This is a genomic window from Enterococcus sp. DIV1420a, from assembly GCF_051712165.1.
Lineage (GTDB): Bacteria > Bacillota > Bacilli > Lactobacillales > Enterococcaceae > Enterococcus > Enterococcus faecalis.
Genome location: NZ_JBIOOI010000001.1, coordinates 1,843,745 through 1,869,140, shown reverse-complemented (window position 1 = coordinate 1,869,140; position 25,396 = coordinate 1,843,745). Strand labels below are relative to the sequence as shown.

22 protein-coding genes and 1 tRNA gene are annotated in these 25,396 nt (G+C 37.1%); 5 read left to right on the top strand and 18 right to left on the bottom strand.

Translation table 11 applies throughout. From position 1 onward, the window contains the following. Positions 1-94: 94 nt before the first annotated feature. The 4 genes from IGI80_RS09365 to IGI80_RS09350 form a co-directional block, all read right to left on the bottom strand. A complete protein-coding gene (locus IGI80_RS09365; protein WP_438723285.1) occupies positions 95-913 on the bottom strand; it encodes a LysM peptidoglycan-binding domain-containing protein in 819 nt (272 codons plus the stop codon). A gap of 194 nt (positions 914-1,107) precedes the next feature. Then, positions 1,108-1,410 carry a hypothetical protein gene (locus IGI80_RS09360; RefSeq protein ID WP_438723283.1) on the bottom strand — a complete coding sequence of 101 codons (303 nt, stop codon included), beginning with the start codon at positions 1,408-1,410 and terminating at the stop codon, positions 1,108-1,110. Positions 1,411-1,632: 222 nt separating this feature from the next. After that, positions 1,633-2,073, bottom strand: a complete 441-nt coding sequence (locus tag IGI80_RS09355) for a hypothetical protein (RefSeq protein ID WP_438723281.1) — start codon at positions 2,071-2,073, stop codon at positions 1,633-1,635. Beyond that, positions 2,070-2,336, bottom strand: coding sequence for a hypothetical protein (locus tag IGI80_RS09350; protein ID WP_438723279.1), 267 nt, complete (start codon positions 2,334-2,336; stop codon positions 2,070-2,072). Before IGI80_RS09350 ends, IGI80_RS09355 begins: the two co-directional genes overlap by 4 nt. A 648-nt stretch (positions 2,337-2,984) precedes the next feature. Between IGI80_RS09350 and IGI80_RS09345 the strand changes: the two genes are divergently transcribed. Next, positions 2,985-3,125 carry a hypothetical protein gene (locus tag IGI80_RS09345; RefSeq protein WP_438723277.1) on the top strand — a complete coding sequence of 47 codons (141 nt, stop codon included), beginning with the start codon at positions 2,985-2,987 and terminating at the stop codon, positions 3,123-3,125. Between the two features lie 394 nt (positions 3,126-3,519). Here IGI80_RS09345 and IGI80_RS09340 read toward each other — a convergent pair whose 3' ends face one another. From IGI80_RS09340 to IGI80_RS09330, 3 genes are all read right to left on the bottom strand, one after another. Beyond that, positions 3,520-4,113: a hypothetical protein gene (locus tag IGI80_RS09340; RefSeq protein WP_438723275.1), complete on the bottom strand. Its 594-nt coding sequence runs from the start codon at positions 4,111-4,113 to the stop codon at positions 3,520-3,522. Between the two features lie 42 nt (positions 4,114-4,155). Beyond that, complete coding sequence (locus tag IGI80_RS09335; RefSeq protein ID WP_002393453.1) at positions 4,156-5,100, bottom strand: aminoglycoside phosphotransferase family protein; 945 nt, start codon at positions 5,098-5,100, stop codon at positions 4,156-4,158. A gap of 76 nt (positions 5,101-5,176) precedes the next feature. After that, positions 5,177-7,531, bottom strand: a complete 2,355-nt coding sequence (locus tag IGI80_RS09330; protein WP_438723272.1) for an amidase family protein — start codon at positions 7,529-7,531, stop codon at positions 5,177-5,179. Between the two features lie 161 nt (positions 7,532-7,692). Here IGI80_RS09330 and IGI80_RS09325 point away from each other — a divergent pair, with 161 nt between their 5' ends. Then, the gene (locus tag IGI80_RS09325) at positions 7,693-9,930 is read left to right on the top strand and encodes an ATP-binding cassette domain-containing protein (RefSeq protein ID WP_438723270.1); all 2,238 of its coding nucleotides are present in this window, start codon (positions 7,693-7,695) and stop codon (positions 9,928-9,930) included. A 48-nt stretch (positions 9,931-9,978) separates the two neighbouring features. On the opposite strand, the gene IGI80_RS09320 is transcribed toward IGI80_RS09325, so the two are convergent. Continuing rightward, complete coding sequence (locus IGI80_RS09320; RefSeq protein WP_438723268.1) at positions 9,979-11,034, bottom strand: endonuclease; 1,056 nt, start codon at positions 11,032-11,034, stop codon at positions 9,979-9,981. Positions 11,035-11,056: 22 nt separating this feature from the next. Then, complete coding sequence (locus IGI80_RS09315; protein WP_010823532.1) at positions 11,057-11,641, bottom strand: hypothetical protein; 585 nt, start codon at positions 11,639-11,641, stop codon at positions 11,057-11,059. A gap of 176 nt (positions 11,642-11,817) precedes the next feature. Here IGI80_RS09315 and IGI80_RS09310 point away from each other — a divergent pair, with 176 nt between their 5' ends. Both IGI80_RS09310 and mprF read left to right on the top strand, forming a co-directional pair. Next, entirely contained in the window at positions 11,818-12,552 is a 735-nt protein-coding gene (locus IGI80_RS09310; protein ID WP_002361424.1) for an alpha/beta fold hydrolase, read from the top strand. Then, positions 12,549-15,080 carry a bifunctional lysylphosphatidylglycerol flippase/synthetase MprF gene (gene mprF / locus IGI80_RS09305; RefSeq protein WP_002358907.1) on the top strand — a complete coding sequence of 844 codons (2,532 nt, stop codon included), beginning with the start codon at positions 12,549-12,551 and terminating at the stop codon, positions 15,078-15,080. Before IGI80_RS09310 ends, mprF begins: the two co-directional genes overlap by 4 nt. 70 nt (positions 15,081-15,150) lie before the next feature. Here mprF and IGI80_RS09300 read toward each other — a convergent pair whose 3' ends face one another. Continuing rightward, a complete protein-coding gene (locus tag IGI80_RS09300; protein ID WP_002355927.1) occupies positions 15,151-15,963 on the bottom strand; it encodes a pyruvate, water dikinase regulatory protein in 813 nt (270 codons plus the stop codon). 12 nt (positions 15,964-15,975) lie between these two features. After that, positions 15,976-16,605, bottom strand: coding sequence for a helix-turn-helix transcriptional regulator (locus IGI80_RS09295; protein WP_002355926.1), 630 nt, complete (start codon positions 16,603-16,605; stop codon positions 15,976-15,978). Positions 16,606-16,774: 169 nt separating this feature from the next. Here IGI80_RS09295 and ppdK point away from each other — a divergent pair, with 169 nt between their 5' ends. Next, positions 16,775-19,420, top strand: a complete 2,646-nt coding sequence (gene ppdK / locus IGI80_RS09290) for a pyruvate, phosphate dikinase (RefSeq protein WP_438723266.1) — start codon at positions 16,775-16,777, stop codon at positions 19,418-19,420. A 113-nt stretch (positions 19,421-19,533) separates the two neighbouring features. Here ppdK and IGI80_RS09285 read toward each other — a convergent pair whose 3' ends face one another. The 7 genes from IGI80_RS09285 to IGI80_RS09255 all read right to left on the bottom strand — a co-directional run bounded on the left by IGI80_RS09285 (position 19,534) and on the right by IGI80_RS09255 (position 25,195). Beyond that, complete coding sequence (locus IGI80_RS09285; protein ID WP_002355924.1) at positions 19,534-19,866, bottom strand: putative quinol monooxygenase; 333 nt, start codon at positions 19,864-19,866, stop codon at positions 19,534-19,536. 193 nt (positions 19,867-20,059) lie between these two features. Next, positions 20,060-20,133, bottom strand: a tRNA-Arg gene (locus IGI80_RS09280). Positions 20,134-20,453: 320 nt separating this feature from the next. After that, positions 20,454-21,647 (bottom strand): GNAT family N-acetyltransferase, encoded by a 1,194-nt coding sequence (locus IGI80_RS09275; RefSeq protein WP_033599029.1) that lies wholly within the window; start codon positions 21,645-21,647, stop codon positions 20,454-20,456. A 57-nt stretch (positions 21,648-21,704) separates the two neighbouring features. Next, positions 21,705-23,099, bottom strand: coding sequence for a glycoside hydrolase family 1 protein (locus IGI80_RS09270; RefSeq protein ID WP_002355921.1), 1,395 nt, complete (start codon positions 23,097-23,099; stop codon positions 21,705-21,707). Positions 23,100-23,182: 83 nt separating this feature from the next. Beyond that, a complete protein-coding gene (locus IGI80_RS09265) occupies positions 23,183-24,460 on the bottom strand; it encodes a PTS sugar transporter subunit IIC (RefSeq protein ID WP_002355920.1) in 1,278 nt (425 codons plus the stop codon). Positions 24,461-24,525: 65 nt separating this feature from the next. Continuing rightward, complete coding sequence (locus tag IGI80_RS09260) at positions 24,526-24,846, bottom strand: PTS lactose/cellobiose transporter subunit IIA (RefSeq protein WP_002355919.1); 321 nt, start codon at positions 24,844-24,846, stop codon at positions 24,526-24,528. A gap of 22 nt (positions 24,847-24,868) precedes the next feature. Next, a complete protein-coding gene (locus IGI80_RS09255) occupies positions 24,869-25,195 on the bottom strand; it encodes a PTS sugar transporter subunit IIB (protein ID WP_002355918.1) in 327 nt (108 codons plus the stop codon). Positions 25,196-25,396 lie beyond the last annotated feature (201 nt).

Below are 25,396 nucleotides of genomic sequence, written 5' to 3'. Positions count from 1 at the left end.
CGGCTCTCTTACCTGCATTAAATCGTGTCACCTCCATACAAAAAAGCAACTCTCAATTAAATTGAAAGTTGCTTTCACTTGAATTGATTTATTATTAATATGGACGAATATATCCATATAACTCATCGTAACCATCATAGCCATGATCAAATGTCCAATCTACAAATTCACTAGAATCTAAAGGAAATGGTGGTTTAATCCAACCCTCTGATTCCATACGAGCATGTAATTCTTCAGGCGTTTCAAAATGTGGTTCCTCTTGAGGTGCTGAAGCTGGTGTTGGCGCCGGAGCTGGTTGTACCGCTGGTTGAGCTGGCGTTTCTACAGGTGCCGCTGGTGCTGGTTGTGCCTCCCCAGAAGTTTCAGCTGGTGTTACTGGTGATACTGCTGGTGCTCCTGATGTTTCAGCTGGTACTGAACTATCATTTCCGTTAACAGCTTCGTTCCCCCCTGGAAGAGGTGTTTGATTTTGAGTATCATCTGCTTTGACCTCATTCACTGGTTTGTCCACTACTGTTTTATCCGCAACTGGTTCTCCAACTGGTTTCTTAGGATCCACTTTGTCTTCTTTTTTAATCACTGCTTGGTTGACCACTGAGCCGTCGTTTTCTTTTACGGTTACTTTATTGCCATCAAAGCTAATCACACGGCCAATCGGTAAGTTTTTCTCTTCCCCTTTAGCTAAATCAATTCGATTGATTTTTGCGAGTGCCTCAACATTAATATTGATTTTTTGACCAATTGCCCATAGGGTATCGCCATTTTTCAACGTATACTCTTTTTGGTCTTTGGTAATTTGAATTTGTTCGGGTGTATTGGCTTTCCAAGTATCCGCATGAACAATCGTTTGTGAAAAAGTTAAGCCCCCTAATGTAATTGCTGAGATAAACAACCCTGTCATCATTTTTTTCATTTTTAATTCCTCGACTTTCTTTTTTTATTTTTTTGTTTTTTTATTTGATCACGATTAAAAACCGTTGGTGAAAGGTCAAACACTGTTCATTTATGAATATAACTCATTATCGAATTATAACTATCAAAAGTCAATGTTATTTCACTCTCTTTTTTGTTGCTTTTGAACATCAATTAGTGTATAATATTATTTTTTTATATTTCACTTTCTTCTCGACGGCTCTTAAAATACACTTCACATTGCTCAAGTCCTACATAAGCAGATGTAACACATACTTTACCCACCGCAATATAAGGCATATCCCTTGCTTCAAGTGTTAAAATCATGCTTTCTTTTAATTTTCCTTGACGATAAAACCTCATAAATTTTCTTAATAATTTATCTAACATTTCTATTTCAATCGCTCTTTCTATTTCTGAACAATCTTTTTCAAGAAAATTAACCATTTTTAAGACGTCAGTAAGCAAAATTTCATTTTTTAACAATTGTTCAACCATCAGCTCACCTTCCTATCTAAATCCATCGGATAAACGTTTCCTATTTTTAATTCTCTGCCGCACTTTGGACAATAATTGATAAAGGCGCCATCGTTATCAGAACAATAGCTATCGTCATATTCTATTTCTATACAACTATCCTCTCCATCTTGATTAATCGTTATAGAAAAATTAGAATTGGCTGTATCATTTAATGCTTCGCCATGTTGACAAAATCTACAGTCATGAGTCATTTATTTTCTTTCCTCTCTCCTGGTTATTTTCTGCTTCAACTAATGAAAAAACTTCAGCTATCTCCATTTTAGGCCTTTTACCAAATAATGCTTCAGTAGCCTTTGATTTTTGATCCGCATCTTCTTTAATGTTAGCTATTCCGAAGCGTTCTATTAATGGAACAAACACTTCTAATTTTGATGTCATTAAATCTAATGCCTCGTCTTCAGTGTTGTTCTTCATTAACTCCGAATCAGAAATAGAAATATCACCTATTCCTACTCCTGACTCTAAAACACTCACAATTGACTTCACCAACGAACCACGTACTAAACAAACAGAACATTCTAAGCCAGCAATGGTTGCTTTCAACCCTAAATGTCGATGCCAACCATCGGCACACGCTAACCAGACATATATTTCTTGTGGCTCTATCCTTACTTTATTCATTCGTTCGCCTCCTCAACTTTCTTTCTTCGTGCCTGCCACTCTGCTTGGATTTCTTTATTCATTTGTGTTAATTTGGAACTAATATCATTCAAACAATCTGCGTCAAACAAGGTTAAGTTTTCAGGAACAAACACATACTTTCGCCAAGCTAGCCAAAAAGTAATCTCTCCCAAAATTGCCCAATTCGCTTTTCTACGAACGACTACACGTATTGTTTTCTTTTTTACTCGTGAAAACTCTTGAAATACTAGATAATTGTTCATGTTTATTACTTGTTCCTTTCTATGAATTTTGTCTATAAAAAAATTGGCTACTAGACAAGAAACTTACTCTGTCTAAATACCCAATAAGTTGGAACTTACTATCTAATTTTGTTACATACTTTTCTTAAAAAATTAAAGAGGTGAAAAAACGAGTTGAATGTCACCCAAATGCATCTACAATTATGGATTAAGACACCCCGGGAAATTCAAGCGTAACAGCTGTTGCACGATCAAGAAGCACAAATTAGAACCCATATTGCGAGTTACTATCCTCGTTTCTTTCTAGCTGTAAGAACACGAAACAGTTAAAAGGATCACCTCTTATTTTTTACGCTGGCTAAAAAATGAAAAACCAGCCAATAACATGAAACGGAATCGAACCGTTTTAAACGCCTGCATGTTGGTAAAACTAAGTATATGTAGAAATCTTTTGAAAAATTATGATTTATGTTATTTCCCCTTATTGTGTGAATTCATAACATCTGATAAAATAATGTGAATTAACATTTTTAGAGAAAGGAGGACTTTTCATGATAAACATTAAAAATCAGAAAATTAATTATAAATTGGAGGAACAATTGCATTAATAAAAAGCATACCTTTACTCTATTAATGCAAAAGCCTCCTAACAAAAAGAGAGGTAATACTATGAAATTAAGTACTTTTATCCAGTATGGCTTTGTCCTAATTTTAATCATTATAGGTTTTTACTTTTTAGAACAATTTCATCCTTTATCTTTGTTAATAGTCGGTGGAATTGTTGCCTATTATAAAGGTTGGATAGATTAACATATATAACACTCTATCAAGTGAACTTGGTAGAGTTTTTTCATTCTCTCTCTTTTAGTTATTTCAAATGGCCGAATAGCCAATAACATGAAACGGAATCGAACCGTTTTAAACACCTGCATGTTGAAAAACTAACTCTATGTAGGAATGTAATTAAAGAATAGACTATACCCCTTAAGTGAAATAGAATCTATCTATCTCTTTTTCTGCATAGTAAAAAAGATAAAATAAAACTAGTGCCCATCAATTACCGCCAGAGTTACTCCGTCCCTAAAAACGGCTTGGTTAGCCTCCCATCGCAACGTGGTCTAGTGTTTTGATAAAGGAGAACAAAAAACTCCTGTACGTAAATTTACGCCTGGTATATTAAAAAGGATGTTACTTAGGTAAAGAACTAATTTTCTAGAAACTGTTGAAACTCACATCTTGGAATTTTATAACGTCGACGAATTTTCTCATTCGATAAATACTTTCTTAATTCACTGTACTTCTTACGCGTGAGACGTTTCGTTTTCCCATTATAATAATTTTCATATTCCACTAGTTTCCAAAAAGGGATATGTAGCATACACATAATAGCTTTTCTTGGTCGCTTGTTTTCATACAATCGAGCAAATTGTTGATACTCACTTACACAATAGGAGTTTTTTAATGCTAACCAGCAAATGTGGCTCCTATGACATTTTTGTTTCTTTTCTTCAAATAACGCTTTTGTTTTATATAAAGCAATTTCAACTACTTCTTGCTTCGATTCATTGAGCGTTTCTATCTCAAAAGGAAAAATCTCTAATGAGTAATCTTCTTTACAAACGATCGTTTCAACCGACCAACTAAAACATTTCATGTACCTACCTCCATAAAAAAATACTTGTAAATGCTTAAGCGATAGGATTTCTATCACCTTTGCACTTACAAGTATAATCCGCCAACCACAGCCAGATAAAACGCTTCCAACAACCGTTATCATAATAATCCCGTTTAGTTTCATTCCTTAAACTCCTGTTTTTGTTTTTATTCTATCGAAATAAACCTAAAATCTCAATCCCTTTCTTTGGATAGTTGAAAACCATTTGGGAACTAGTAATTCTCCACAATTATAGTCCTCTAGTAATTGTTGGTATTGCTGTTCCATAGTCCTGATTTCTTTTTCACCAAAGCTCAGTGCCCAAACTAAAGAATAGAGTCCTGCGTGAAAAGTATAAAGCTTTTGAAACTGCCAAAATAAGGTAGGAACTTTCCCAGCAAAATAACCTTGTAATTGACCATAAGCAAACAATGGCGAAACATTTCTTGAAAAAAATTGTAACTTGTAAAATTCTTCATAAGGATCCCCAAAATCCCATCGATTAAAATCAATCACACCGACCTGCCTAGTTGGCAAGTAAATAAAATTTCCCACATGGAAATCTCCATGCTGATAAACTACAGGCCGTTGTTGCAATAACGGTAATTGTTTTTCTAAATATGAAATTATTGGCTGTTGGTACGGCATACAAAATTGAGATTCCTTATACTTATTTAGTTGGCTCTGCTTTTTTTCGTATAAATTTCGCGCAATCTCTCTTTGACTAATCCTTTCAGGCAACAAAAGCTTATGGATTTTGTTTAAATAGCGGCCCGCCTCTACGCCTAAGTTCAGTTGTCTTTTGGGAGAAAGAGCGGGTAAAACATCGCTTAAGTCTTCACCTTCTAGATACGTTAATAACATGTATCCTTGTTCACTTTCAGGAATAGGTGCACATAAAAAAGGTTTAGAACTGGGAAATCCTAACGCCGCTACTTTTTTGATAAATTGATATTCTTGTTGTTTGGCTAATAACTCTTCTTGTTGAAAAATTCGTAATAAAAAGGTTTCTTGATTTTTGGTAACTTTAAACTTTAAATCAGTTGACCAACCACGGTGAATAGCTTCAACTTTTTGCCATTGCTGAAACGCTGGAATCTTCTCAAACGCCCTCATTACTTTCGCCTCCATTTCCCTATTGGTTTTAGTAGACCAAAGAAAGAAGGCTGGAGACAATTGGGGATAAATTGTCGCTAGCCTTCACTGGTTATCGTTTTCTAGTTTTCCTTATATAAATCGTTCCACTCGTTACTAAGAAAGCTCCTCCTAAAACAATCCAGAAAGTACTAGGTACTTCTGCACCTGCTTTTGGTAATACTTTTTTGGGAAGCTGTTCTTGTTTCCCAATCATACTTTTATTAGAAAAAGCATGCGTACTTTCTGTTGATTTGGTTCCCTGATTTGCTGATGAATTCAGCGAATTATCTAAGGATGACTCACTAGTAGTTTTTCCAGATTTGTCTGGGTTTTGGTTTTTTCCTTCGATTGGTTCTTCACTTGTTTTTGTTTCTTTGTCTTTATCTGGCTTGCCACTTGCATCTGAGTCTTTATCTTTTTCTGGTTCGCCACTTGCATCTGGCTCTTTGTCTTTTTCTGCTTCGCCACTTGCATTTGGTTCTTTATCTTTATCCAGTTCGCCACTTGCATTTGGTTCTTTGTCTTTTTCTGGTTCGCCACTTATATCTGGTTCTTTATCTTTATCTGGTTCGCCACTTGTATCTGGTTCTTTGCCTTTATCTGGTTCGCCACTTGCATCTGGCTCTTTGTCTTTTTCTGGTTCGCCACTTGCATCTGGCTCTTTGTCTTTTTCTGGTTCTTCTACATGTGGTTGATTTATCTTGTGGTTATTTTCAAATAAAGCACCTAATTGTAGCAATGTTCGGTCTTCATTTAATGCACTATTAAATTGAATCCCCAAAGGCAGTCCTTCTTTTGAAACGTAAGTTGGTACACTTAATGCTGGATGTCCAAATAAATTTGCTTGTTGTGTAAACGGTGTATATGTGAACGCCGTCAGCCATTGGTCATAAATCAATTGTTTTTGTTCTGCTGGTGACAATTGATCAATTTTTTCCATCTGTGCTGCATGTTCTGGTTTTAGTAACGGATTATCAATACTAGGTGCCGTGGCAGCTGTCGTTGGTGTTAATAAGATAGGATACTGTTGATAAAATTCGTCCATCGCTTGTGCTTGTAAAGCAATATCTGTCCAAGCCGCAGTTGTCTCTTCACTCGTTATATTTTTTCCTGTTTGAAAAAGCGCCCATGTTAACAGTTCTACATCATTTCGTTCAAGCGGTCTTTTCAATTTCTGCCGCGCCATAAAATCGGCAATTCCTGCTGAGCCAGCAGCTACAGTATAATAATTTTTCATTAGACGTTCCCCATCAACAGGGTGCTTCACTTCAACCAATGTGTACCCTTGGTCTTTTAAAAAAGCAACAGCTTCAGCGACCGCCTCTTTTGCTTCGGCACTTACAGGCGTTCCGGCAGGAGATTCTGTTGTATAAGCAATGGGTTGCGCTTGACTTAAATGTCCCGCAGGAAGATCTTTTTTGGTTAATAAGGTTTCAAATAATGCATTTGTATCCGCCATGGTTCGACTTAAACCAAAGTGAACAGTTTGACCTTTTGCACTATTAGAATTGCCAATGATTACTCCTCTAGAAGGTTTCAAACCTACGGTGCCTGTCCAAGAAGCAGGGATGCGGATAGAGCCACCAGCATCACTTCCAGAAGCAATGGGAACAAATGCCGCGGCGACACTAGCACCCGCTCCGCCTGAAGAACCACCTGAATAATGGTTAGGATTCCATGGATTGACGGAAACGCCATATAACTTTGAATCTGAAATATTCTTCCAACCTAATTCTGGATAATTCGTTTGACCAATGATTATGAATCCGGCATTTTGTAGTGCTTTGACAAAGGTCGATGTCCCACCAGCTACTTGATCTCGGAGAAAACCAAAACCGTTCGTGTTGCTTTCACCTTTCAAGGATTGTCCTAACCCTTTTAGTAAGAGCGGCACACCTAGAAATGGTTGACCTGTATCTTGTAAAGCTTTTGCTTCTGTCAAAGCCGCTTCTTCTCGTAAAGTAATGACCGCATTTAATGTAGGATTTTCACGTTTAGTGATGGCCAACGCAATTTTTACTAATTCTTCGCTCGTCACCTTTTTTTCTCTTACTAAAGTTGCTAACTCCAGTGCAGTTGCTTGTTTATAATCTGCTTCTGAAAAAACATTCTCTTCAGAAACAGCTTTTCTATCTGTATCACTATTTTGTATCTCATTTGTGGTTTCAGTAGTTACTGCAACCACATTTCCGCTACTGCTTTCGGCGATTGCCGAAGAGGATTCTTTTTCCTGCATCACCGTTTGGCTAGTAGTTTCAGATTCCAAGTTAGCTACAGTCTGACTGGTTTCTGTTGTTACTGATTCCGTCTCTGTTTGAACGGTTGTTTCTAGTATACTTTCTTGTGCCAACATTGGTACCCCTACCAGTGTTTGGCTAATTAATAAAATAATCCCTAACTTTTTGAACAAAATCGACTTCTTCATAAGTCACATCCTTTATCTATTAATACAGATAAAAAATCTGTATTACTTATAGCATAAATGAAAGCGATTAAAAAGTAAAGTTCTCTTGAAAATTCCAATGTTCAACTTTTAGGCTAGGTTCTTTTTATATGCTAAAATAGAATAGAAACGGAGGTTTTTTAATGGAATGGATTGAAATTAAGCACGCAACACAAAATAATTTGAAGAATGTCTCTGTCAATATCCCTAAAAAGCAACTAACTGTTGTTACTGGACTTTCGGGTTCAGGAAAGTCCTCCTTAGTATTTGACACATTAGCCGCTGAATCACGTCGTGAACTAAATGATACATTTAGTTCGTTTGTTCAAAATTACTTACCCAAATATGGTCGTCCAGAAGTTGAAAAAATCGAGAATCTTCCTGTTGCAATTGTCATTGACCAGAAAAAAGTAGCAGGTAATTCTCGTTCGACAGTGGGAACGTACACAGATATTTATACGTTTTTACGTTTGCTGTTTTCACGAGCAGGTTCTCCATTTGTTGGTTATTCAGATACTTTTTCGTTTAATCATCCGGATGGAAAATGTCCAACATGCGATGGCTTAGGAAAGATTACCGAAATCAATCTTCATCAGCTAGTTGATTATGACAAATCATTAAACGAAGGGCCTATCGATTTCCCCACATTTACAGTTGGCAACTGGCGGTGGAAGCGTTATGCCCATAGTGGTCTATTTGATTTGGATAAAAAAATCAAGGACTATTCCCCTGAAGAGTTAGCATTATTTTTATATGCTCCACAACAAAAACTAGCTAATCCACCCAAAGAGTGGCCTCATACAGCTTTGTATGAAGGAATCGTCCCGCGCATGCAACGTAGCATATTGCATACAGACGAAGGCAAACGTCATCAAAAATACCTTAATCACTTTGTTACCGTAAAAAGATGTCCTGATTGTTTAGGAAGTAGAGTCAATGAACGTGTTCGTAGCTGCAAAATTAATCAGAAAAGTATTGCTGATGCTGTTGACATGCCACTCACTGAATTACATTCTTTTATTCGTTCAATGGACCTATCCTTAATAAAAACTATTCAAGAAGAGCTACTTGTACGTCTAGAAGCATTAATTAATATCGGTCTCTCCTACCTCACATTAGGACGAGCAACTGAAACACTTTCTGGTGGTGAAGCACAGCGGATTAAAATTGCTAAGTATGTAAACAGCGCCTTAAACGATATTATGTATATTTTAGATGAACCAAGTGCTGGCTTACATCCAAAGGACATCGAACGGATCAGTCGTGCATTGCTCAATTTAAAAAATAAAGGAAACACCGTGGTTCTGGTGGAACACAATCCACAATTAATTAGAGAAGCTGATTTTATCATCGATATCGGACCTTTCGCAGGCGAAAATGGTGGCCATGTCCAGTTTTCAGGAACGTATGACGCATTTTTAGTCTCCAAAACCTTGACTAGTCAAGCGCTTCAAGAGCCGCTCCCTTTAAACGACCAACCAAGAAAAGCAAGGAAGTCTTTATCAATCGAACATGCGACACTGCATAATTTAAACAATCTATCTGTCGAAGTTCCGTTAGGAGTTTTGACTGTTATTTGTGGGGTCGCTGGTTCAGGTAAATCATCATTAGCGGAAGAAATTTATCAAAAAGCCCAGGCTGATAACCAAGAAATTATTCATCTTTCACAAAAAAGCATTACCGCAAATTTACGATCCACACCTATGACCTATCTTAATATTTTTGATAAGGTCCGCAAACTGTTTGCGGAAGAAAATCATGTTAGTCCAGCTTTATTTAGCTATAATTCCAAAGGCGCCTGTCCTACTTGCAAGGGGAAAGGCATAATTGTCTCCGATATGTCTTTTATGGAGGATGTTACTAGTATTTGCGAAACCTGTCACGGAACGCGTTACAAAGAAGAGGTGCTTCATTATCTGTATAACGGAAAAAATATCGTTGAAGTACTAGCTTTAAGCGTTAAAGATGGCTATGATTTTTTCAAAGACCAGCCTTTTGCTCTTTCATTAAAAAATTTACTGGAAGTTGGCTTAGGCTACCTTAAACTCAATCAATCGCTCTCAACATTATCTGGTGGCGAATTGCAAAGGGTAAAATTAGCAGACACACTTCACCAAAAAAAAGCTATCTATTTAATGGATGAACCTACAGATGGTTTACACTTAATTGATATCCAACAAAGTCTTCAACTTTTCAATCGAATGGTAGAAGAAGGAAACAGCTTGATTTTATTAGAACATCACATTGATGTGATTAAAAGTGCCGACTGGTTGATTGAACTAGGTCCCGAAGGTGGAGAAAATGGCGGACAGCTTCTTTTTACAGGAACCCCAGCAAATATGCTAAATTCCACTCATTCTATTACTAAAGGCTATCTGTAAAATAAAAAGTACAAACGGTGCAAGCAACAAGCACCGTTTGTACTTTTTTTATTTCAACCCAACTTCCATCTTCACAGGTTGGTGATCTGTATATTTAAATTGTTCGTCCTTTGTTTTCACGCTATAAACAGCCACATTATCAGAAACAATAAAACCATCAATTACATACACTTGGGATGTTTCATAAGAGCCAGTGTAAGGCTTATTAAGCACCCGCACGGTCGGTTGTTGATCATCATAAGCAAGTGAAAAATGTTTAGGTAAGTCTGCAGGATCAATTTCTCCTGGTACCCAACCAGCTTCCCCTAAGTCAGGATATCGATGACTGCCTTTGAAAACTTGATTAAAGTCACCTCCAGCAATTACATAGTTTCCTTTAGCGTATTCTTGGGATAATACGTCAGCTAACTTTTTGCTTTGAGCAATCTTCCCTTCCCCATTGTCATAGGCTTCCAAATGTAAGTTAAAAACCACTAATTCTTTGTCTGTGCCTTTAATTGGAAAGCGCGTTTCTAGAAGCGCTCGTTTTAAGTTACTAATGCTAACGGGCCAACGAAAGGGATTGGGTAAAGCAATGCGTTTAGCCTCTGTTATTTTTTCATTTGATAATGTTAATAAACCACTTTCTACTCGTCCAATCGGCGGCCAAGGAATGGGCACATAATCTACCTTAAAATTATAAGCAAATGCGCTGTTCAGCTGTAGCTGTTTTTGTAATTCTTCCTCTTGATTGACTTCATAAGAACGTTGCGAGCGACGATCGACTTCTTGGAATAAGTAAATCATCGCTGGTAATTCTTTTAAAGTTCCTTCAATGCCTGTTAAATTCTGTTGGACCATTGCCTTATTAACTGGTTGGACAGTTTTGCCACCGTCCATAAAAAAATCTTCTGTTTGTCCTAGGCCAGCATAGCCTATGTTATACGTGACTAAAGAAATGGATTGCTGTTTTTCGATGGTTTGCTCTGAAAATTGTTTATTTATAGCAACTGGTTCAACCGCTCGTGGTCGAAACTCTCGGAAGGTTAAATATCCTATCAAAATTAAAGCTATGCTTAGAAGAAGGACCATCAAGCTACCGAGATATTTAAAAAACTTTTTCATTGATTCCGATGTTCCTTTCACATTATGTCAAACCAAAAGTAGCAATTATCTTCGTTGCTACTTCTTCTGGTGTCATGTTTGAATTATTTATTTTCGTTATTTTTACATTTGGAAATGTACTTTCTAGTTCACCTTCGTGGCTTACTAATCGATGTTCTTTAAAGGTATTGAGTAATTCTTTTCGAGAAAAATCAACATCGCGTTTTGAAGGTTTTGCCTCTAGCCGCTCTGGATGAACATTTCGTTCTAGGCGGATTGATGTTGAAGAGACGAGTTCGACGAAATAAACGGCCTCATGTTTATTAAGAAAAATTTCTGATATTTCTTCTAAAAATTGAAAATCCTGTTCTTGATCAAAAGCAATCACCACTGTAAAAATAATGTTTTTTGTTGTATTTGTGGCTGGATTTTCTACAAAGGCATGAAAAAGTTCCTTTCTAACGGAATCAGACAATTGAAATGCACGTTCCGTATACCCAAGATAGTTTGCAAATAAGTCAATGGTTTGATGATTAAATAGTAATTTAGCATCTAACTGCTTTTCTAAAGCCTTGCCAACGGTCATTTTCCCGACAGCTTGGGCACCAATTAAAACGATTAAAGACATCAACTTCCCCTCCTCTAGCCTAATTTTTAGGTGGCTATCTTCTACTATATCACACTATATTACAACACCTTACAAAACTGTTCGGAAAATTTTCTGTTTTTTATTACAAAAAAAAGACAAAAGACTCTATAATGAGAGAGGACTCGATTGATTATAGATGAGATAGGTGACGGAGAATGGCAATAGAAAAATATTTTCAAACAATAGATGGCAGTCAAATTTTTTATCAAATTTTTGGCAAAGAAACAAATTACCCCCTTGTGTTACTTCATGGTAATGGCAATGATCATACTTTTTTTAATTATCAAATTTCTTATTTCTCCAAGGAGTATCAAGTTATTGCGGTGGATACCCGCGGACATGGACGTTCCACCAATACACAAAGTCAATTAACTTTTCCGCTTTTGGCAGAAGATTTAGCTGGTATTATTCAACAAGAACACTTAACAAAAATTAATTTATTGGGCTTTAGTGACGGAGCAAATATTGCCATGGTTTTTACCCATTTATATCCTGATTTCGTCAACAAACTCGTCTTAAATTCTGGAAATGTCACCATGTCTGGTCTGAAAAAATATGTAACGATTGCCACTTATTTTCAATATTGGTTTTGTCGTATTGGCGCCTTTTTTTCAAAAAAATTGCGCGCACGGCTCCCTATCGTGGCTCTGTTATTTGAAGATACTGGACTGACAAAACAAGATTTAGAACACATCCCCTGTCCTACTCTTGTTATTACTGGCAGTCGAGATTTAATTGCGCTTTCCCATTCACGGGCGATTGCTGATGCCATTCCTGATGGTAAATTGGTCTTGGTAAATAAACAGGGTCATTTATTTGCCAAAAACTCACCAGATATTTTTAATAAAACAATCGAAAAATTCTTAAAGGAAATGAAGGTGTCTAAATGAAACAAATTATTCATTGGATCAAAACGCATACAGGATTACTAAAAACACTGTTTGTTATTGCGGTCTCAATTATTGTTGTTGCCCAACTTTTATCAATTGGTAAAACGATCTCATTTGAACAGTTAAAACAGATTTTTGATGAGATTCCGCTATGGAAATTGTTATTGATGATGGTTATCGGTTTAGTTTCCGTTACTCCGATGCTAAATTATGACTTAACATTAAATCGCATTTTAAACTTGAAAGTCTCAAAACGGGAACTCCTTGAATCTAGCTGGATTGTCAATACCATCAATAATATTGGTGGATTCGGTGGTTTGGTCAGCATGGGACTTCGTTCTGAATTTTATGGAAATAAAACAGAGGAAAAGAAAATTTTACCTGCGTTAACCCATATTTTACTTTTTGTGTTATCCGGTCTATCTATTTATAGTATTCTTTGCTTTTTCCTTGTTCAGTTTGATCCAAAGATGGCTTATTTACAGCAATATTGGATTTGGTTATTAGGTGGTGGTCTTTATTTCCCATTACTTTATCTTATTTTACATTTCCAAAAAAATAGTTCCTTTGGTAACCTCGATGCAAAAAATCGCTTATCTTTAGTTGTTTCTTCGTTTTTAGAATGGACAGGTGTTTTAATTACCTTTATTAGTATTGGTTACTTATTGGACGTGCCGATTCCTTTAATTGATATTGTTCCTTTATATGTAGCAGCTTCGATTATTGGGATTGCTTCGATGATTCCAGGGGCTTTAGGTAGTTTTGATGTCATGATGATTTTAGGACTAAGCAACTTAGGTGTCGATCGTGAAATTATTGTTTTGTGGTTATTGCTCTATCGTTTATTCTATTATATTATCCCTTTCTTAATTGGCTGTTTGTTCTTTACAAAACACTTAAGCCAAAAGTTGGATACTCACTATCGTCAATTGCTGAAACAAATTACTTTGGAAATTGCCCACAAGCTGGAAGTGGTTTTACTTTATTTTTCAGGAATCATGATGGTGCTCCTAGCCACTATTCCAGAAGCCTTCACTCAAGTGCATTGGTTAAGAGATATTAACCCCTTCCGTTCACATATTATTATTCAAATTCCGAGTATTGTTTTAGGCTTTGCATTATTAATTATGGGACGTGGGATTGCTGATCGTGTTAAAAGAGCCTATTATCCAACGATTATTTTATTAATTGGTGCTATCTTGTATTCATTTGTTGTTGACTTTAGTATGTTTTCCATTTTCTATTTAGCTATTTTATTATTTATCGTTATTTTTTCAAAATCAGAATTGTACCGTGAACAACTGGTTTACTCTTGGGAGTGGATGACGATTGATGGGTTTATCTTTGGCTTGTTGACTTTGTTATACCTGGTAATTGGTGTTTATAATTTACCGAACTTCCCACACCATCGTCATCATTTTGTGGAATTTTTCTTGTTCCCTTCCGAACGGATCTGGTTGTCAGGATTTATCGCTATCCTCTTAGTTATGAGTTTTAACTTTCTATTTGTTCGCTACCTTCAAGGGAAAAAACACCAAGTTGGTGAGTTTCCAGAAGATAGTATCTTGCATAATATCTTAACAACTTATGGCGGGAATATTGACAGTGAACTTGTCTTTCTTCATGATAAACAGGTTTTCTTATATCCCAAAGAAGAACCGACTGTCTTTTTACAATTCAACACCATTAATAATAAATGCGTTGTGATGGGCAACCCTTCTGGGAATAAAGAAGATTTTCCTGCGGCGATTGATGCATTTCTTAAAGAAACAGATCGTTTCGGCTATGTACCCGTCTTTTACGAAACCAATGAGGACAGCGTGATGTTACTACACGAATACGGCTACGAATTTATCAAAATGGGCGAAGAAGCCTTAGTTAATCTAGAAACATTTACGATGTCTGGGAAAAAATTCAAAGGTACCCGCGCAGTGTTTAATAAAATTACCAAAGCCGGCTATTCATTTGACGTACTCCAACCTCCTTTTAGTGCCGAACAAATGCACGAATTAAAAGCTATTTCGGATAGTTGGTTAGACAATCGAAAAGAAAAAGGCTTTTCACTAGGATTTTTCGATGAAGCGTATCTTCAAAGAAACCCAATTGCTGTTGTCCGAAATGCTGAAGGAGAAATGGTCTCTTTCGCTAATATCATTCCTAGTTACACAAATGAAGTTGGTACCATCGACTTGATGCGTCACCATAAAGAAAAAGCCCCTTCTGGAAGTATGGATTTCCTATTTATTCATTTATTTGAATATATGAAAACAGAAAATATTCATTATTTCAATTTAGGGATGGCTCCGTTAGCCAACGTTGGTCAATCAAGAAAAAGTTTTATTCAAGAACGGATTGCTGCGTTAATTTATGAATTTGGTTCAGAAATCTACTCCTTCCAAGGATTACGCGAATACAAGGAAAAATTTGCTAGCAAATGGCAACCACGCTATACACTTTATTCTAAAAGTAGCTGGATTGTCTACGTGATGATTGCTTTACTCATTGTCGATCAAAAAAATATTGACTAACAAAAAGAATCCCAATTAAGTATAAAAAGCTTGGCAACTTCACTGAAATTTAGTGAGGTTGCCAAGCTTTTTAATTTCTTTCATCTAGTTTTTCTTTAATTAAAAAGGCTGTTTCTTCGACAGATTTTGCGGTTACATCAATCACTGGGATGCCATACTTCGCAAAAATTTCTTCAGCATAAGCTAATTCTTGTTCAATCCGTTCAACATTGGTATAACTGGTCTCATTACCTAAACCTAAGGAAGCCAACCGACTACTACGAATCTGACCTAATGTTTCTGGCGAACAAACTAAACCAATCATTTTTTGTGGATCCATTTCTTCCAAAATTGGCGGCAATGGAACTTCTGGAATTAATGGTAAGTTAGAAACGCGGTAGCCTTGATTCGCTAAATACATACTGACTGGCGTTTTTGAGGTCCGCGAAACGCCTAACAACAATATATCAGAATCAAGAAACCCTTGAGGATTTTTGCCATCATCATATTTTACAGCAAATTCAATCGCTGAGATTTTATCAAAATAGGCACGATCTAGTTGGTGGCGTCGTCCAGGCTCTTCAATAGGATCTACTCCAGCTTTCGCTTGAATTAATTCAAAAAATGGCGCCATTAAATCTAAATATAACAACCCTGTTCGTTCACTAAATTCTTTCGCCGCTGTGATTAGTTGTTTACTGACTAATGTACTGACAACTAAGGCTTTATCTTTTAAGGCATCTTTTAAAATCTCCAATAATTCTTCTTCTGTTGTGACAAAAGAAAAATTGTATCGATTAAGAAAAGAAATATCTGGATATTGTGCGCTTGCTGCAGCTAACAATTTTTGTGATGTTTCTCCAAGTGAATCGGAAATAGTATAAACAATGATCTCTTTTTTCATAATTAAGCTCCCTTATCTATTTTGTGCGGCTTCTTTCGCTTGTTGCGTAATATAGGTTAAAATTTTCGTTTTCGTAATTTTTCCAATAACTTTTTTAGGATTTTCTTTTTCAACGACTGGCAAAGAATCCACTTCGTATTTTTGCAAAGTGTCAGCAGCTTCAAGAATAGTAAATTCTGGTGTGCAGGTTTTCACATGTGGCACTCTTGTCATACAAACAGCAACAGGTGTGCCATCAATATTTGTATTTAAAGAGGCCCGTAATAAATCTTTTCGTGACAAAACCCCTAATAATTCTTTTGCTTCATCCATGACATAAAGAGAACCGACATCATACATAAATAAGTTGGTAATCGCATCTCGAATTGAGGTGTCTTGGGCAACCATCAATGGTGGACTCATGATCTCCTGAACTTTTGTTTGAAAAACATCAAAAAAGAAAAAAGCCTCCATATTATCACTTTCGTAAGTATACCCAACTTTCGGACTTGCTTTTAAAATTCCTGAAAGTGTTAAAAAAGACAAATCAGAACGCAATGTCGCACGTGAAACGGCTAGTATGTCCGAAATGCGTTCACCACTAACTGGCTGATGCTCTTTTACAACAGCGATAATTTGCTCTTGTCGTTTACTTAATTTCATCATTTCCTCCTCAATTCCTCTTAAACAAATTGTGCATTCGCTTACAATTATACACATATTTATTGTTTTTTCAACATATTAACAAGAAACTTTTTCTATTGACAAACTTATTTCCGTCTATTATGATGTTTATTGAACATATAAGACACATATTAAACGGAGGTCACGCATGAAAAAGTTTATTTATTCTTTTAACGAAACACACAATGAAGGTAAAGAGACTCTTGGTGGTAAAGGGGCAAACTTGGCAGAAATGACACGCTTAGGTTTGCCGATTCCACAAGGATTCACGATTACAACCCGTTGCTGTATGGACTATTTGGCAGATGCTACTTTCTTTGAAGAACACTTACAATCAGAAATTTTGAAAGCGGTTAAAAATCTAGAAACTGAAACAGGCAAATCTTTTACCGCGGATAATGAGATTCTCTTAGTTTCTGTTCGCAGTGGTGCTGCCTTCTCGATGCCTGGTATGATGGATACTATTTTAAATTTGGGTTTAAATGATCAACGTGTGAAAAAATTTGCGACCTTAACCTCTCCTGGTTTTGCTTTTGACTGTTATCGCCGACTTATTCAAATGTTTGGAGACGTCGTCTATCACATTCCCAAAGAATTATTTGACCAACAAAAAGAGCGCTTGGAACAAGAGCTAAACAAAAAAATTACCGCTTTTCAAGAAGCAGATCATTTCGCCTTGATTGTCCGCTACCAAGAAGTTTTTGAACAACATCAGGTGGTCTTCCCGCAAGACCCTGTCGCACAACTTTTTGAAGCAATCAAAGCTGTTTTTGATTCATGGAATAATCAACGTGCGGTGGTTTATCGGAACTTACATCATATTGCACATGATTTAGGTACAGCTGTCAACATTCAAGAAATGGTTTTCGGCAATCGTGGACTAGACAGTGGCACTGGCGTTGTTTTCACTAGAAATCCGGTCACAGGGGAAAATCAACTGTTTGGAGAGTTTCTTTTGAACGCGCAAGGAGAAGATGTAGTGGCTGGTATTCGGACGCCAGAACCCATTCGTCGTTTACTTTTGACTATGCCAAAAGTTTATCAAGATTTTCGCCATTACGCAGAACTTTTAGAATATCATTATCGTGACATGCAAGATATTGAATTTACCATTGAAAATGAAAAATTATATATTTTACAAACAAGAAACGGGAAACGAACCGCCGCAGCTACGGTTAAAATTGCTTTAGACTTAGCCAAAGAAAATCGCATTACTAAACAAGAAGCACTGTTGCGTGTGACACCTGATACGATTGATCAATTAATTCATCCCGTGTTTGATCAAGAGAAACGACAACACATGGAACGTTTAGCTATGGGACTTCCTGCTAGTCCTGGTGCAGCAAGTGGCCAAATTGTTTTTACAGCAGAAAAAGCCAAAGAACTGACCAATCTAGGAAAGAAAGTCATTCTTGTTCGTCAAGAAACTTCACCAGAAGATATTGAAGGCATGGTTGTAAGCGAAGCAATTGTGACCAGTCGTGGCGGAATGACTTCTCATGCCGCTGTGGTCGCACGAGGAATGGGAACTTGCTGTGTGACTGGTTGTGAAAGTTTAACCGTCAATGAAGAAGCCAAACAACTACACTGCGGGCCACAGGTCATCTTAGAAGGAACAATCATTTCCGTCGATGGCTCAACGGGGGAAATTTATCTTGGCGAAATTCCTACAATTTCTGCTGATAATAACGATGACCTTCAAGAGCTCTTGTCTTGGGCAGATGCATATGCTGATTTAACTGTTCGTGCCAATGCAGAAACTACACAAGATTTAGAGACTGCTATCCGTTTTGGCGCAGCGGGGATTGGTTTAGCGCGAACAGAGCATATGTTTTTCGGTGAAGAGCGTGTCTTGGAAATGCGTCGCCTGATTTTAGCAGAGTCTGAAAAGGAAGCAACCTATGCGTTGGAGCAACTTCTTCATTTTCAACAGGAAGACTTTTATCAAATGCTGAAAGTAGTTCAAGACAAGCCCATGGTGGTCCGCTTGTTAGATCCGCCGATGCATGAGTTTTTGCCTCATGAAAAGAATGATATTCAATTATTGGCGAAGCAACTACAACGGTTCCCAGTGACCATCGCCAAACAAATTGAACGGTTACAAGAAACCAATCCAATGTTGGGCCATCGTGGTTGTCGCTTAGGTGTGACCCAACCACAAATATACAAAATGCAAGTTACAGCCTTATTTACTAGTGCCATTCGATTAGTCAAAGAAGGAATTACTGTTTATCCAGAAGTGATGATTCCTCTAATCGCCGAAAAAGAAGAACTTCTCTATCTCAAACGCATTTTAAAAGAAACGATTGACGGTCTCTTTGAAGAACATAAAATGACTCCTTTCCCTTACGAAATCGGGACAATGATTGAACTACCTAGAGCTTGTCTGATTGCGGATCAGTTAGCAGAAGAAGCAGACTTTTTCAGCTTTGGAACAAATGATTTAACACAAATGACCTATGGTTTTTCTCGTGATGATATCGGTAAATTCATTAATACGTATCGGGAAAAGAAAATCATTACCCAAGATCCGTTTCAATCACTAGATCAAACAGGTGTTGGTCAACTGATTCAATTAGCTGTAGAGAAAGCGCGTCGTACTAAACCAAACATGAGTATTGGCGTATGTGGAGAAGTCGGTGGTGATCCGCAATCCATCACGTTTTTCCAAACACTTGGCCTAAACTACATCTCTTGCTCACCTTATCGGGTACCTATTGCGAAACTCGCAGCTGCCCAAGCCAAAATTTTAACCGAACCGGCTGTGACTGAAGAACAAATGGTCCTTCTTTAATTTAACGTGTGTAACAAATGATTCATCCTTACAAGATAAAAAGTGCTAGGAACATCAGTCGAAACGGCTGATGTTCCTAGCACTAAATTTTAAGATCAATGATTGCACTCTGGTTATTTTCTTATAAACGCGGCATCTTTTGTCAAGGGGTCTGTTACATCTGATACATATCTTTCTACTTTCATATGCAAATCATATTTTTCTCTAAGTTCCGTAATACGGGTCATCATTGGAGAAGCGTGGTGTTTGTCTAATGCTTCCTGATCTGTCCAACTATCAATCAGCAGAACTGTTTCTTCATCGTCCATTGGAAAAAAGTATTCATAGCGACTATTCCCTTTTTCTGCACGAATCGCCTCTACAATTCCGCTGGCAATCATTTCTTTGGCAAATTCTCTTGCACCTCCATTTGTCCCACTATAATAAATATTTATAGTAATCGCCATCTGTCTTCCCCCTTAAATTTACTTGCCTTTTTACGTTCCCAACTAAGGTTATTCAGCATTTTACTGTGTTTTTCTGTGTTCGAAATCACTATAATATAGCAATTCTGTTTTGTAAAGAAAAATAGAATTCTAAAATTTTTGGCACAAATAAAACAAAACACCTATCAAATCAACATTTGAAAGGTGTTTTTTACGTTCCCGACTGGAATTGAACCAGCGACCTACCGCTTAGGAGGCGGTTGCTCTATCCTACTGAGCTACGAGAACAATCTGTTTTAATTTTAGAAGTCTTCACTACATCTGTCAATAGACAAAAAGAAAGTATCCCGCATAAACAATTATGCGAGATACTTTCTTTCAGTGAAACACGTCGTTCGTTTATCTATTATTTTTTTTGCCGCCGATCAAGAATCATTTTTCCTAAATAATAAAGTCCTGTCGCAATAGCTATATATTGCCCAATTTTATTATTGCGTGCAACTTTTTCTTGTTTCGTTTTCGCCATTGTCCCCATCACCTTTCTAAAATAATTCTTTTTACATTTTTATTATAGTAGGTTCTGTCATTTTTTGCGAATAAACACACTTTTAAAAATAATCTTCTAAAATTGGCATGCCTTTGACTAAACGTTGGCCTAAACGTTGAACTGTCGTTGCGTCTCCTTGCAAGCGTTCATAAAAAGATAACGTCTCTGCTGAACGATAGCCCAAGAATAGTTGCGTCCACGTTTGGATATCTGCTTTCAAAGCAGCAGTCCCTTCTTTTTCCGCAGCACCTTTAGTCACTGTTGCTTTTCCTTGTTCGTCAATTGTGATTGTCCAAATGCCTTCATTCCATGGCCCATAGGAATCTTCAATCTCTAAAGAATACGTTTCTTTTTCTCCTGATTGAAATGGATACTTTTCCAGAAATGTTTGTAACTCAACGATTCGTGCCATCATGTAAGGTAAAATTTTTACAGAAGCTGCTGGCGTTGGCATTAAATCATTTAAATCTTTTCCAGCAAAACCATTAATCCAATGGAACGATTGAACGGAACCACTATGTGAGCCAATAAACCCAGCTAAAGCTTTAAAAGCTGTATTAGTTAAATAGTTCCATTCTACGATTTCAAAGGTGCCAGCAGCTATCCGATAAATCACATAGCCTTCTGCTTTCCCTTCTGACGAATAATAAATCGCTTGATTATTTGGTTTACTTGCACGATTCAGCGTATAATCCAGCCACCAAGTTTCACGGATCACACCACCAGAGTGCGCTCTTTGATTTTCAAGGTATACGTCTTTAATGACTTCTTTACCGTCAGCCCAAGAAACTCGTTTAATGGTACCTGGAACTCGTTTAACACGTGGCCAATCTTCCGTTTTAATTGTATACTCTGCTTGTTCAAATGTTTGTTCATAGCCATATTGACGATAAAATGGATATGAAAACGGTGCTAAGTAAGAAAGGGCAACCTTTTGTTTCGCTAAATCAGCCAACATTTCTTTCATAATAGCAGAGATGCCGCCTTCACCACGATATTCTGGATAAGAAGCCACATAGCCAATTCCAGCCATGGGATAGCGGACACCATGGAAATTCACTTGAAAAGGTGTCGCCATCACTTGACTTGTTAATTGCTCATCAATTAGGAAGCCATAGCTTTGCGTATGTGACAACAATTTTTCAAAACGTTCTTGGCGTTCCACCGTGGGTTCCTGATTAAAAGCATAGATGACAAGATCAAACATCTCTTTCATTTCTTCTTTGCCCATTTTTTTGACTCTTTTAGTTGTCATTTTCTTTCCTCCTCGCACATTGTATCAATTCATTTTATCACAGAAACGGTTCTCTTTCTAAAAGCCGTTATTTGCTGTCATTTCTTTGAACCAACGACCGCTTTTCTTAATGGTCCGTTTCGCATCATCATCTAAATCCACAGCAATGAAGCCGTAACGATTTTTATAGGCATTAAGCCAAGACCAGTTATCCATACACGTCCACATATGATATCCTTGAACATTACTACCTTCTTGAATCGCTTGATGCACCCATTTCAAGTGATCCTGCACGAATTCAATCCGATAATCATCTTCAATGACTCCTTGTTCATTGACAAAGCGTTCTTCTCCTTCTACGCCCATGCCATTTTCTGAAATGTAGCAGCGAATGTTGCCATAATTTTCTTTTAAATTCATTAATGTATCATAAATACCTTTTTCGTAGATTTCCCAGCCACGGTAAGGATTCATTTTTTTGCCAGGCATATCGTAGACATCATAAAAATCTTCTGGAAGTAAGCCTTCTGGTCGTGTTTCAACAGGTGTTTCTTTTGCTTTGGCACGACGTGGTTGATAGTAGTTTACTCCTAATAAGTCCACAGTATTTTCAGCAATTATTGCTAAATCTTCTGGCGTTGTTTCTGGCAATAAGTCATTTGCTTTCGCCCAAGCAACCATATCTTCTGGAAAATGACCTTTAACAGCCGGGTCTAAAAACGAACGGTTAAAGAAACCATCGACAAATTTAGCCGCATTTACATCGGCTTCGTTGTGCTCATCACGAGGATAAGTCGGCGTTAAGTTTAAAATAATGCCAATTTCACCTGATAAGTTCATAGAGTGATAGACGGCAATCGCTTTGGCACTAGCTAAAGCTTCATGATAGAGTACTTGAATCCCTTCTTTTAGATTCACTTTATCAGGATAATGCCAGCCATAGAGATAACCACCTTCAACTGGTACAATTGGTTCATTGTGCGTAAACCATTTTTTCACGCGATCGCCAAACAATTCAAAACAGGTTTTGGCAAAGTCAACATACAAATCAACCACTTCACGGCTTTCCCAACCGCCTTTTTCTTGAAGTACCATCGGCATATCAAAATGATACAAGTTCATAAAGGGCTCAATCCCGTGTTCTAATAAATCATCAATGACTTGATTATAAAAATCAACTGCTGTTTGATTGACTTTTCCTGTTGTAGGATCTGGAATTAAACGGCTCCATTGAATGGATGTTCGAAAAGAGTTATGTCCCGTTTCTTTCATTAACTGAATATCTTCTTGGTATTTTTTATAAAATTGTGAGGTCTTATCTGGACCGACTTGTTGAAAAAATTTTTCTGGCGCTTCTTGATACCAAAAATCCCAAATATTTTGACCTTTACCATCACCTTCAAAAACGCCTTCTGTTTGAGGACCGCTGGCTGCAGAACCCCACCAAAAATTTTCTGGAAATTGATATTTCATGTTATTTGCTCCTTTACGATTTAATCATTAAAAAAAGGATTGAACCCTCCGTAAGAGTCCGGACGATTCAATCCTTCGATTTTTTACTCGGCTGCTTCTGCGGCTGCTTCTTGTTTCAAGTATTGATCTGTTGCTACTTTTACGAAAGGCATGTAGATCAAAATAGAAATCAATAAGTTAACAGCTGCTAAAACTCCGCCGGCGATACTCTTCGTTGCTAAAAATCCGCCAATAATTGGTGGTGTTACCCAAGGTGGCATAAAGGTTGCAGCTGGTACTAAACCAGTTGCTGTCGCCACATACGCAACAGTTACAAGAACCATTGGGACTAAAATGAATGGGATAAACATGATTGGGTTTAAAACAATTGGTAAACCGAACATGACTGGTTCATTAATATTAAATAGTCCTGGTGCTAAACTTAAGTTTGTAATGACTTTGTATGGTTTGTTACGACGACCTACGATAAAGATAGCAATTAACAGACCTAATGTTGCCCCTGTTCCACCTAAGTTTACAAATGAATCAAAGAAAGGTTTGTTTACAATATAAGGAATTGCTTTACCTGCTTCTAAAGCTTTAATGTTCGCATCAATCGCTGGTACGTTGATTGTTTGCATTAATGGGTCAACCATGTTGGCACCATGTAAACCAAAGAACCATAAGAATGGTGTAATGAAAGCTAACAATAATGCTGATGGGTAGCTGTTTGCAAGTCCCATAAATGGTTGTTGAACTGCTTCATAGAATGAAATAACGATATTGTCAATTCCTAAAGCAAATAGAATTGATGTAATTAAACTAAATAAACTGATTGTAATCATTGCTGGTAATAATGCCGCAAATGATTTTGCTACTGCTGGTGGTACACCATCAGGCATTTTGATAACTAATTTAGGATTGCCAGATAAACGTTGGAATAGTTCTCCTGAAATAAGTGCAATAATCAAAGCAATAAATAATCCAGTTGCGCCCATGCCTTCTAAGCCGCCAACTGCGAAGAATGAAGCTACAGAAACTGTACCGGCTGCAATGCCGTCTTTTCCATAAGATTTAACTAAATTGTGTGCTACTAAAAAGGCTACTAAAACGGCAAAGATTGCGAATGTACCGTTCCAAATGTTACCACCAAAGCTTTTCCAAATTGGTGCATCGTTATACATCATTGGGAAAATTTTGTTTAAAAAGTCCTCATATCCTGGAATTGGAATATTATTAATTAATACCGCCAAAGCCCCTAAAATCATTAATGGCATCGTTACGACAAACGCGTCACGAATTGCTACCAAGTGCCGTTGCGCTGCGATTACTGACGCTTTCGGCATAAAGTGTTTCTCCATCCATTGAACAAATCCGTCCATTGTTATTCCTCCTAATTAACGCTTTCTCAAGCGCTTTTTTCTTATAAGACGCATTGACAACGAGATTACTCGTTATCAATACGGCGATAAAGATCGATAATTTCTTTTGCTAAATCTGTAAATGCAATCGCAGTCATTAAATGATCTTGACTGTGCACTGTTAACAATGTTACTTGCATGTTATTGCCTTTTGCTTCTTCTGTTAACATTCCTGTTTGCGAATGATGTGCATGTACAAGTGATTCTTCTGCATCTGCAATTTTTTTGTCTGCTAATTCAAAATCCCCCGATTTTGCTGCGGCAATCGCTTCCATTGCATCGCTTTTAGCATTTCCGCCATACATGATTAAACCCATGATTGCTTCTAAGTTCTGTTGTCCGTCCATTACCTCTACCCCATTTTCTGCTCTAGTTTGATGATCCCATTAATGAAATTGCTTGATCTAAAACTTTTTCGCCATTCATCATGCCATAGTCCGCCATGTTAATGACATCTAAAGGAATCCCTTTTGGTTGTAATTTTTGTTCAAATTGCCCTTTCATGAAACGAACTTGTGGACCTAAAAGTAAAACATTCACCTCTTTATTTTCCAAGTTTGTATCTGCTTCAGAAGCCGATACTGCAAAGATGTCTGCTTCCATGCCACGATCTTCTGCTGCTTTTTGCATTTTTGTTACTAATAAACTTGTGCTCATTCCTGCGGAACAAACTAACATAATTGTTTTTTTTGCCATTTTCCTTCATCTCCTAAATTCTCTTTGTTTTGCTTTACACCTTTATATAAGCAAGAAGCGTGCCAAGTTTTAACACATTGAAAACCTTGATATGACAACGTTTTTCAACATGGAAAGCGTGTACACACTAAAAATAAAACGATTACACACAGCTTTTTTGTGTGCGTTTCCAAAATAATAGGGCAACAAAAAAAAGTGAGC

Bases quoted from the DNA above. Each gene is read 5' to 3' on its own strand.
- IGI80_RS09335 (WP_002393453.1), bottom strand. From the start codon at position 5,100: ATGGAGGCGAAAGTAATGAGGGCGTTTGAGAAGATTCCAGCGTTTCAG.
- IGI80_RS09270 (WP_002355921.1), bottom strand. From the start codon at position 23,099: ATGAAATATCAATTTCCAGAAAATTTTTGGTGGGGTTCTGCAGCCAGC.
- IGI80_RS09350 (WP_438723279.1), bottom strand. From the start codon at position 2,336: ATGAACAATTATCTAGTATTTCAAGAGTTTTCACGAGTAAAAAAGAAA.
- IGI80_RS09330 (WP_438723272.1), bottom strand. From the start codon at position 7,531: ATGAAGAAGTCGATTTTGTTCAAAAAGTTAGGGATTATTTTATTAATT.
- IGI80_RS09340 (WP_438723275.1), bottom strand. From the start codon at position 4,113: ATGAAACTAAACGGGATTATTATGATAACGGTTGTTGGAAGCGTTTTA.
- IGI80_RS09325 (WP_438723270.1), top strand. From the start codon at position 7,693: ATGGAATGGATTGAAATTAAGCACGCAACACAAAATAATTTGAAGAAT.
- IGI80_RS09300 (WP_002355927.1), bottom strand. From the start codon at position 15,963: ATGAAAAAAGAGATCATTGTTTATACTATTTCCGATTCACTTGGAGAA.
- IGI80_RS09260 (WP_002355919.1), bottom strand. From the start codon at position 24,846: ATGGACGGACAACAGAACTTAGAAGCAATCATGGGTTTAATCATGTAT.
- IGI80_RS09345 (WP_438723277.1), top strand. From the start codon at position 2,985: ATGAAATTAAGTACTTTTATCCAGTATGGCTTTGTCCTAATTTTAATC.
- IGI80_RS09285 (WP_002355924.1), bottom strand. From the start codon at position 19,866: ATGGCGATTACTATAAATATTTATTATAGTGGGACAAATGGAGGTGCA.
- ppdK (WP_438723266.1), top strand. From the start codon at position 16,775: ATGAAAAAGTTTATTTATTCTTTTAACGAAACACACAATGAAGGTAAA.
- IGI80_RS09255 (WP_002355918.1), bottom strand. From the start codon at position 25,195: ATGGCAAAAAAAACAATTATGTTAGTTTGTTCCGCAGGAATGAGCACA.
- IGI80_RS09265 (WP_002355920.1), bottom strand. From the start codon at position 24,460: ATGGACGGATTTGTTCAATGGATGGAGAAACACTTTATGCCGAAAGCG.
- IGI80_RS09360 (WP_438723283.1), bottom strand. From the start codon at position 1,410: ATGGTTGAACAATTGTTAAAAAATGAAATTTTGCTTACTGACGTCTTA.
- IGI80_RS09295 (WP_002355926.1), bottom strand. From the start codon at position 16,605: ATGAAATTAAGTAAACGACAAGAGCAAATTATCGCTGTTGTAAAAGAG.
- IGI80_RS09315 (WP_010823532.1), bottom strand. From the start codon at position 11,641: ATGTCTTTAATCGTTTTAATTGGTGCCCAAGCTGTCGGGAAAATGACC.
- IGI80_RS09365 (WP_438723285.1), bottom strand. From the start codon at position 913: ATGAAAAAAATGATGACAGGGTTGTTTATCTCAGCAATTACATTAGGG.
- IGI80_RS09275 (WP_033599029.1), bottom strand. From the start codon at position 21,647: ATGACAACTAAAAGAGTCAAAAAAATGGGCAAAGAAGAAATGAAAGAG.
- IGI80_RS09320 (WP_438723268.1), bottom strand. From the start codon at position 11,034: ATGAAAAAGTTTTTTAAATATCTCGGTAGCTTGATGGTCCTTCTTCTA.
- mprF (WP_002358907.1), top strand. From the start codon at position 12,549: ATGAAACAAATTATTCATTGGATCAAAACGCATACAGGATTACTAAAA.
- IGI80_RS09310 (WP_002361424.1), top strand. From the start codon at position 11,818: ATGGCAATAGAAAAATATTTTCAAACAATAGATGGCAGTCAAATTTTT.
- IGI80_RS09355 (WP_438723281.1), bottom strand. From the start codon at position 2,073: ATGAATAAAGTAAGGATAGAGCCACAAGAAATATATGTCTGGTTAGCG.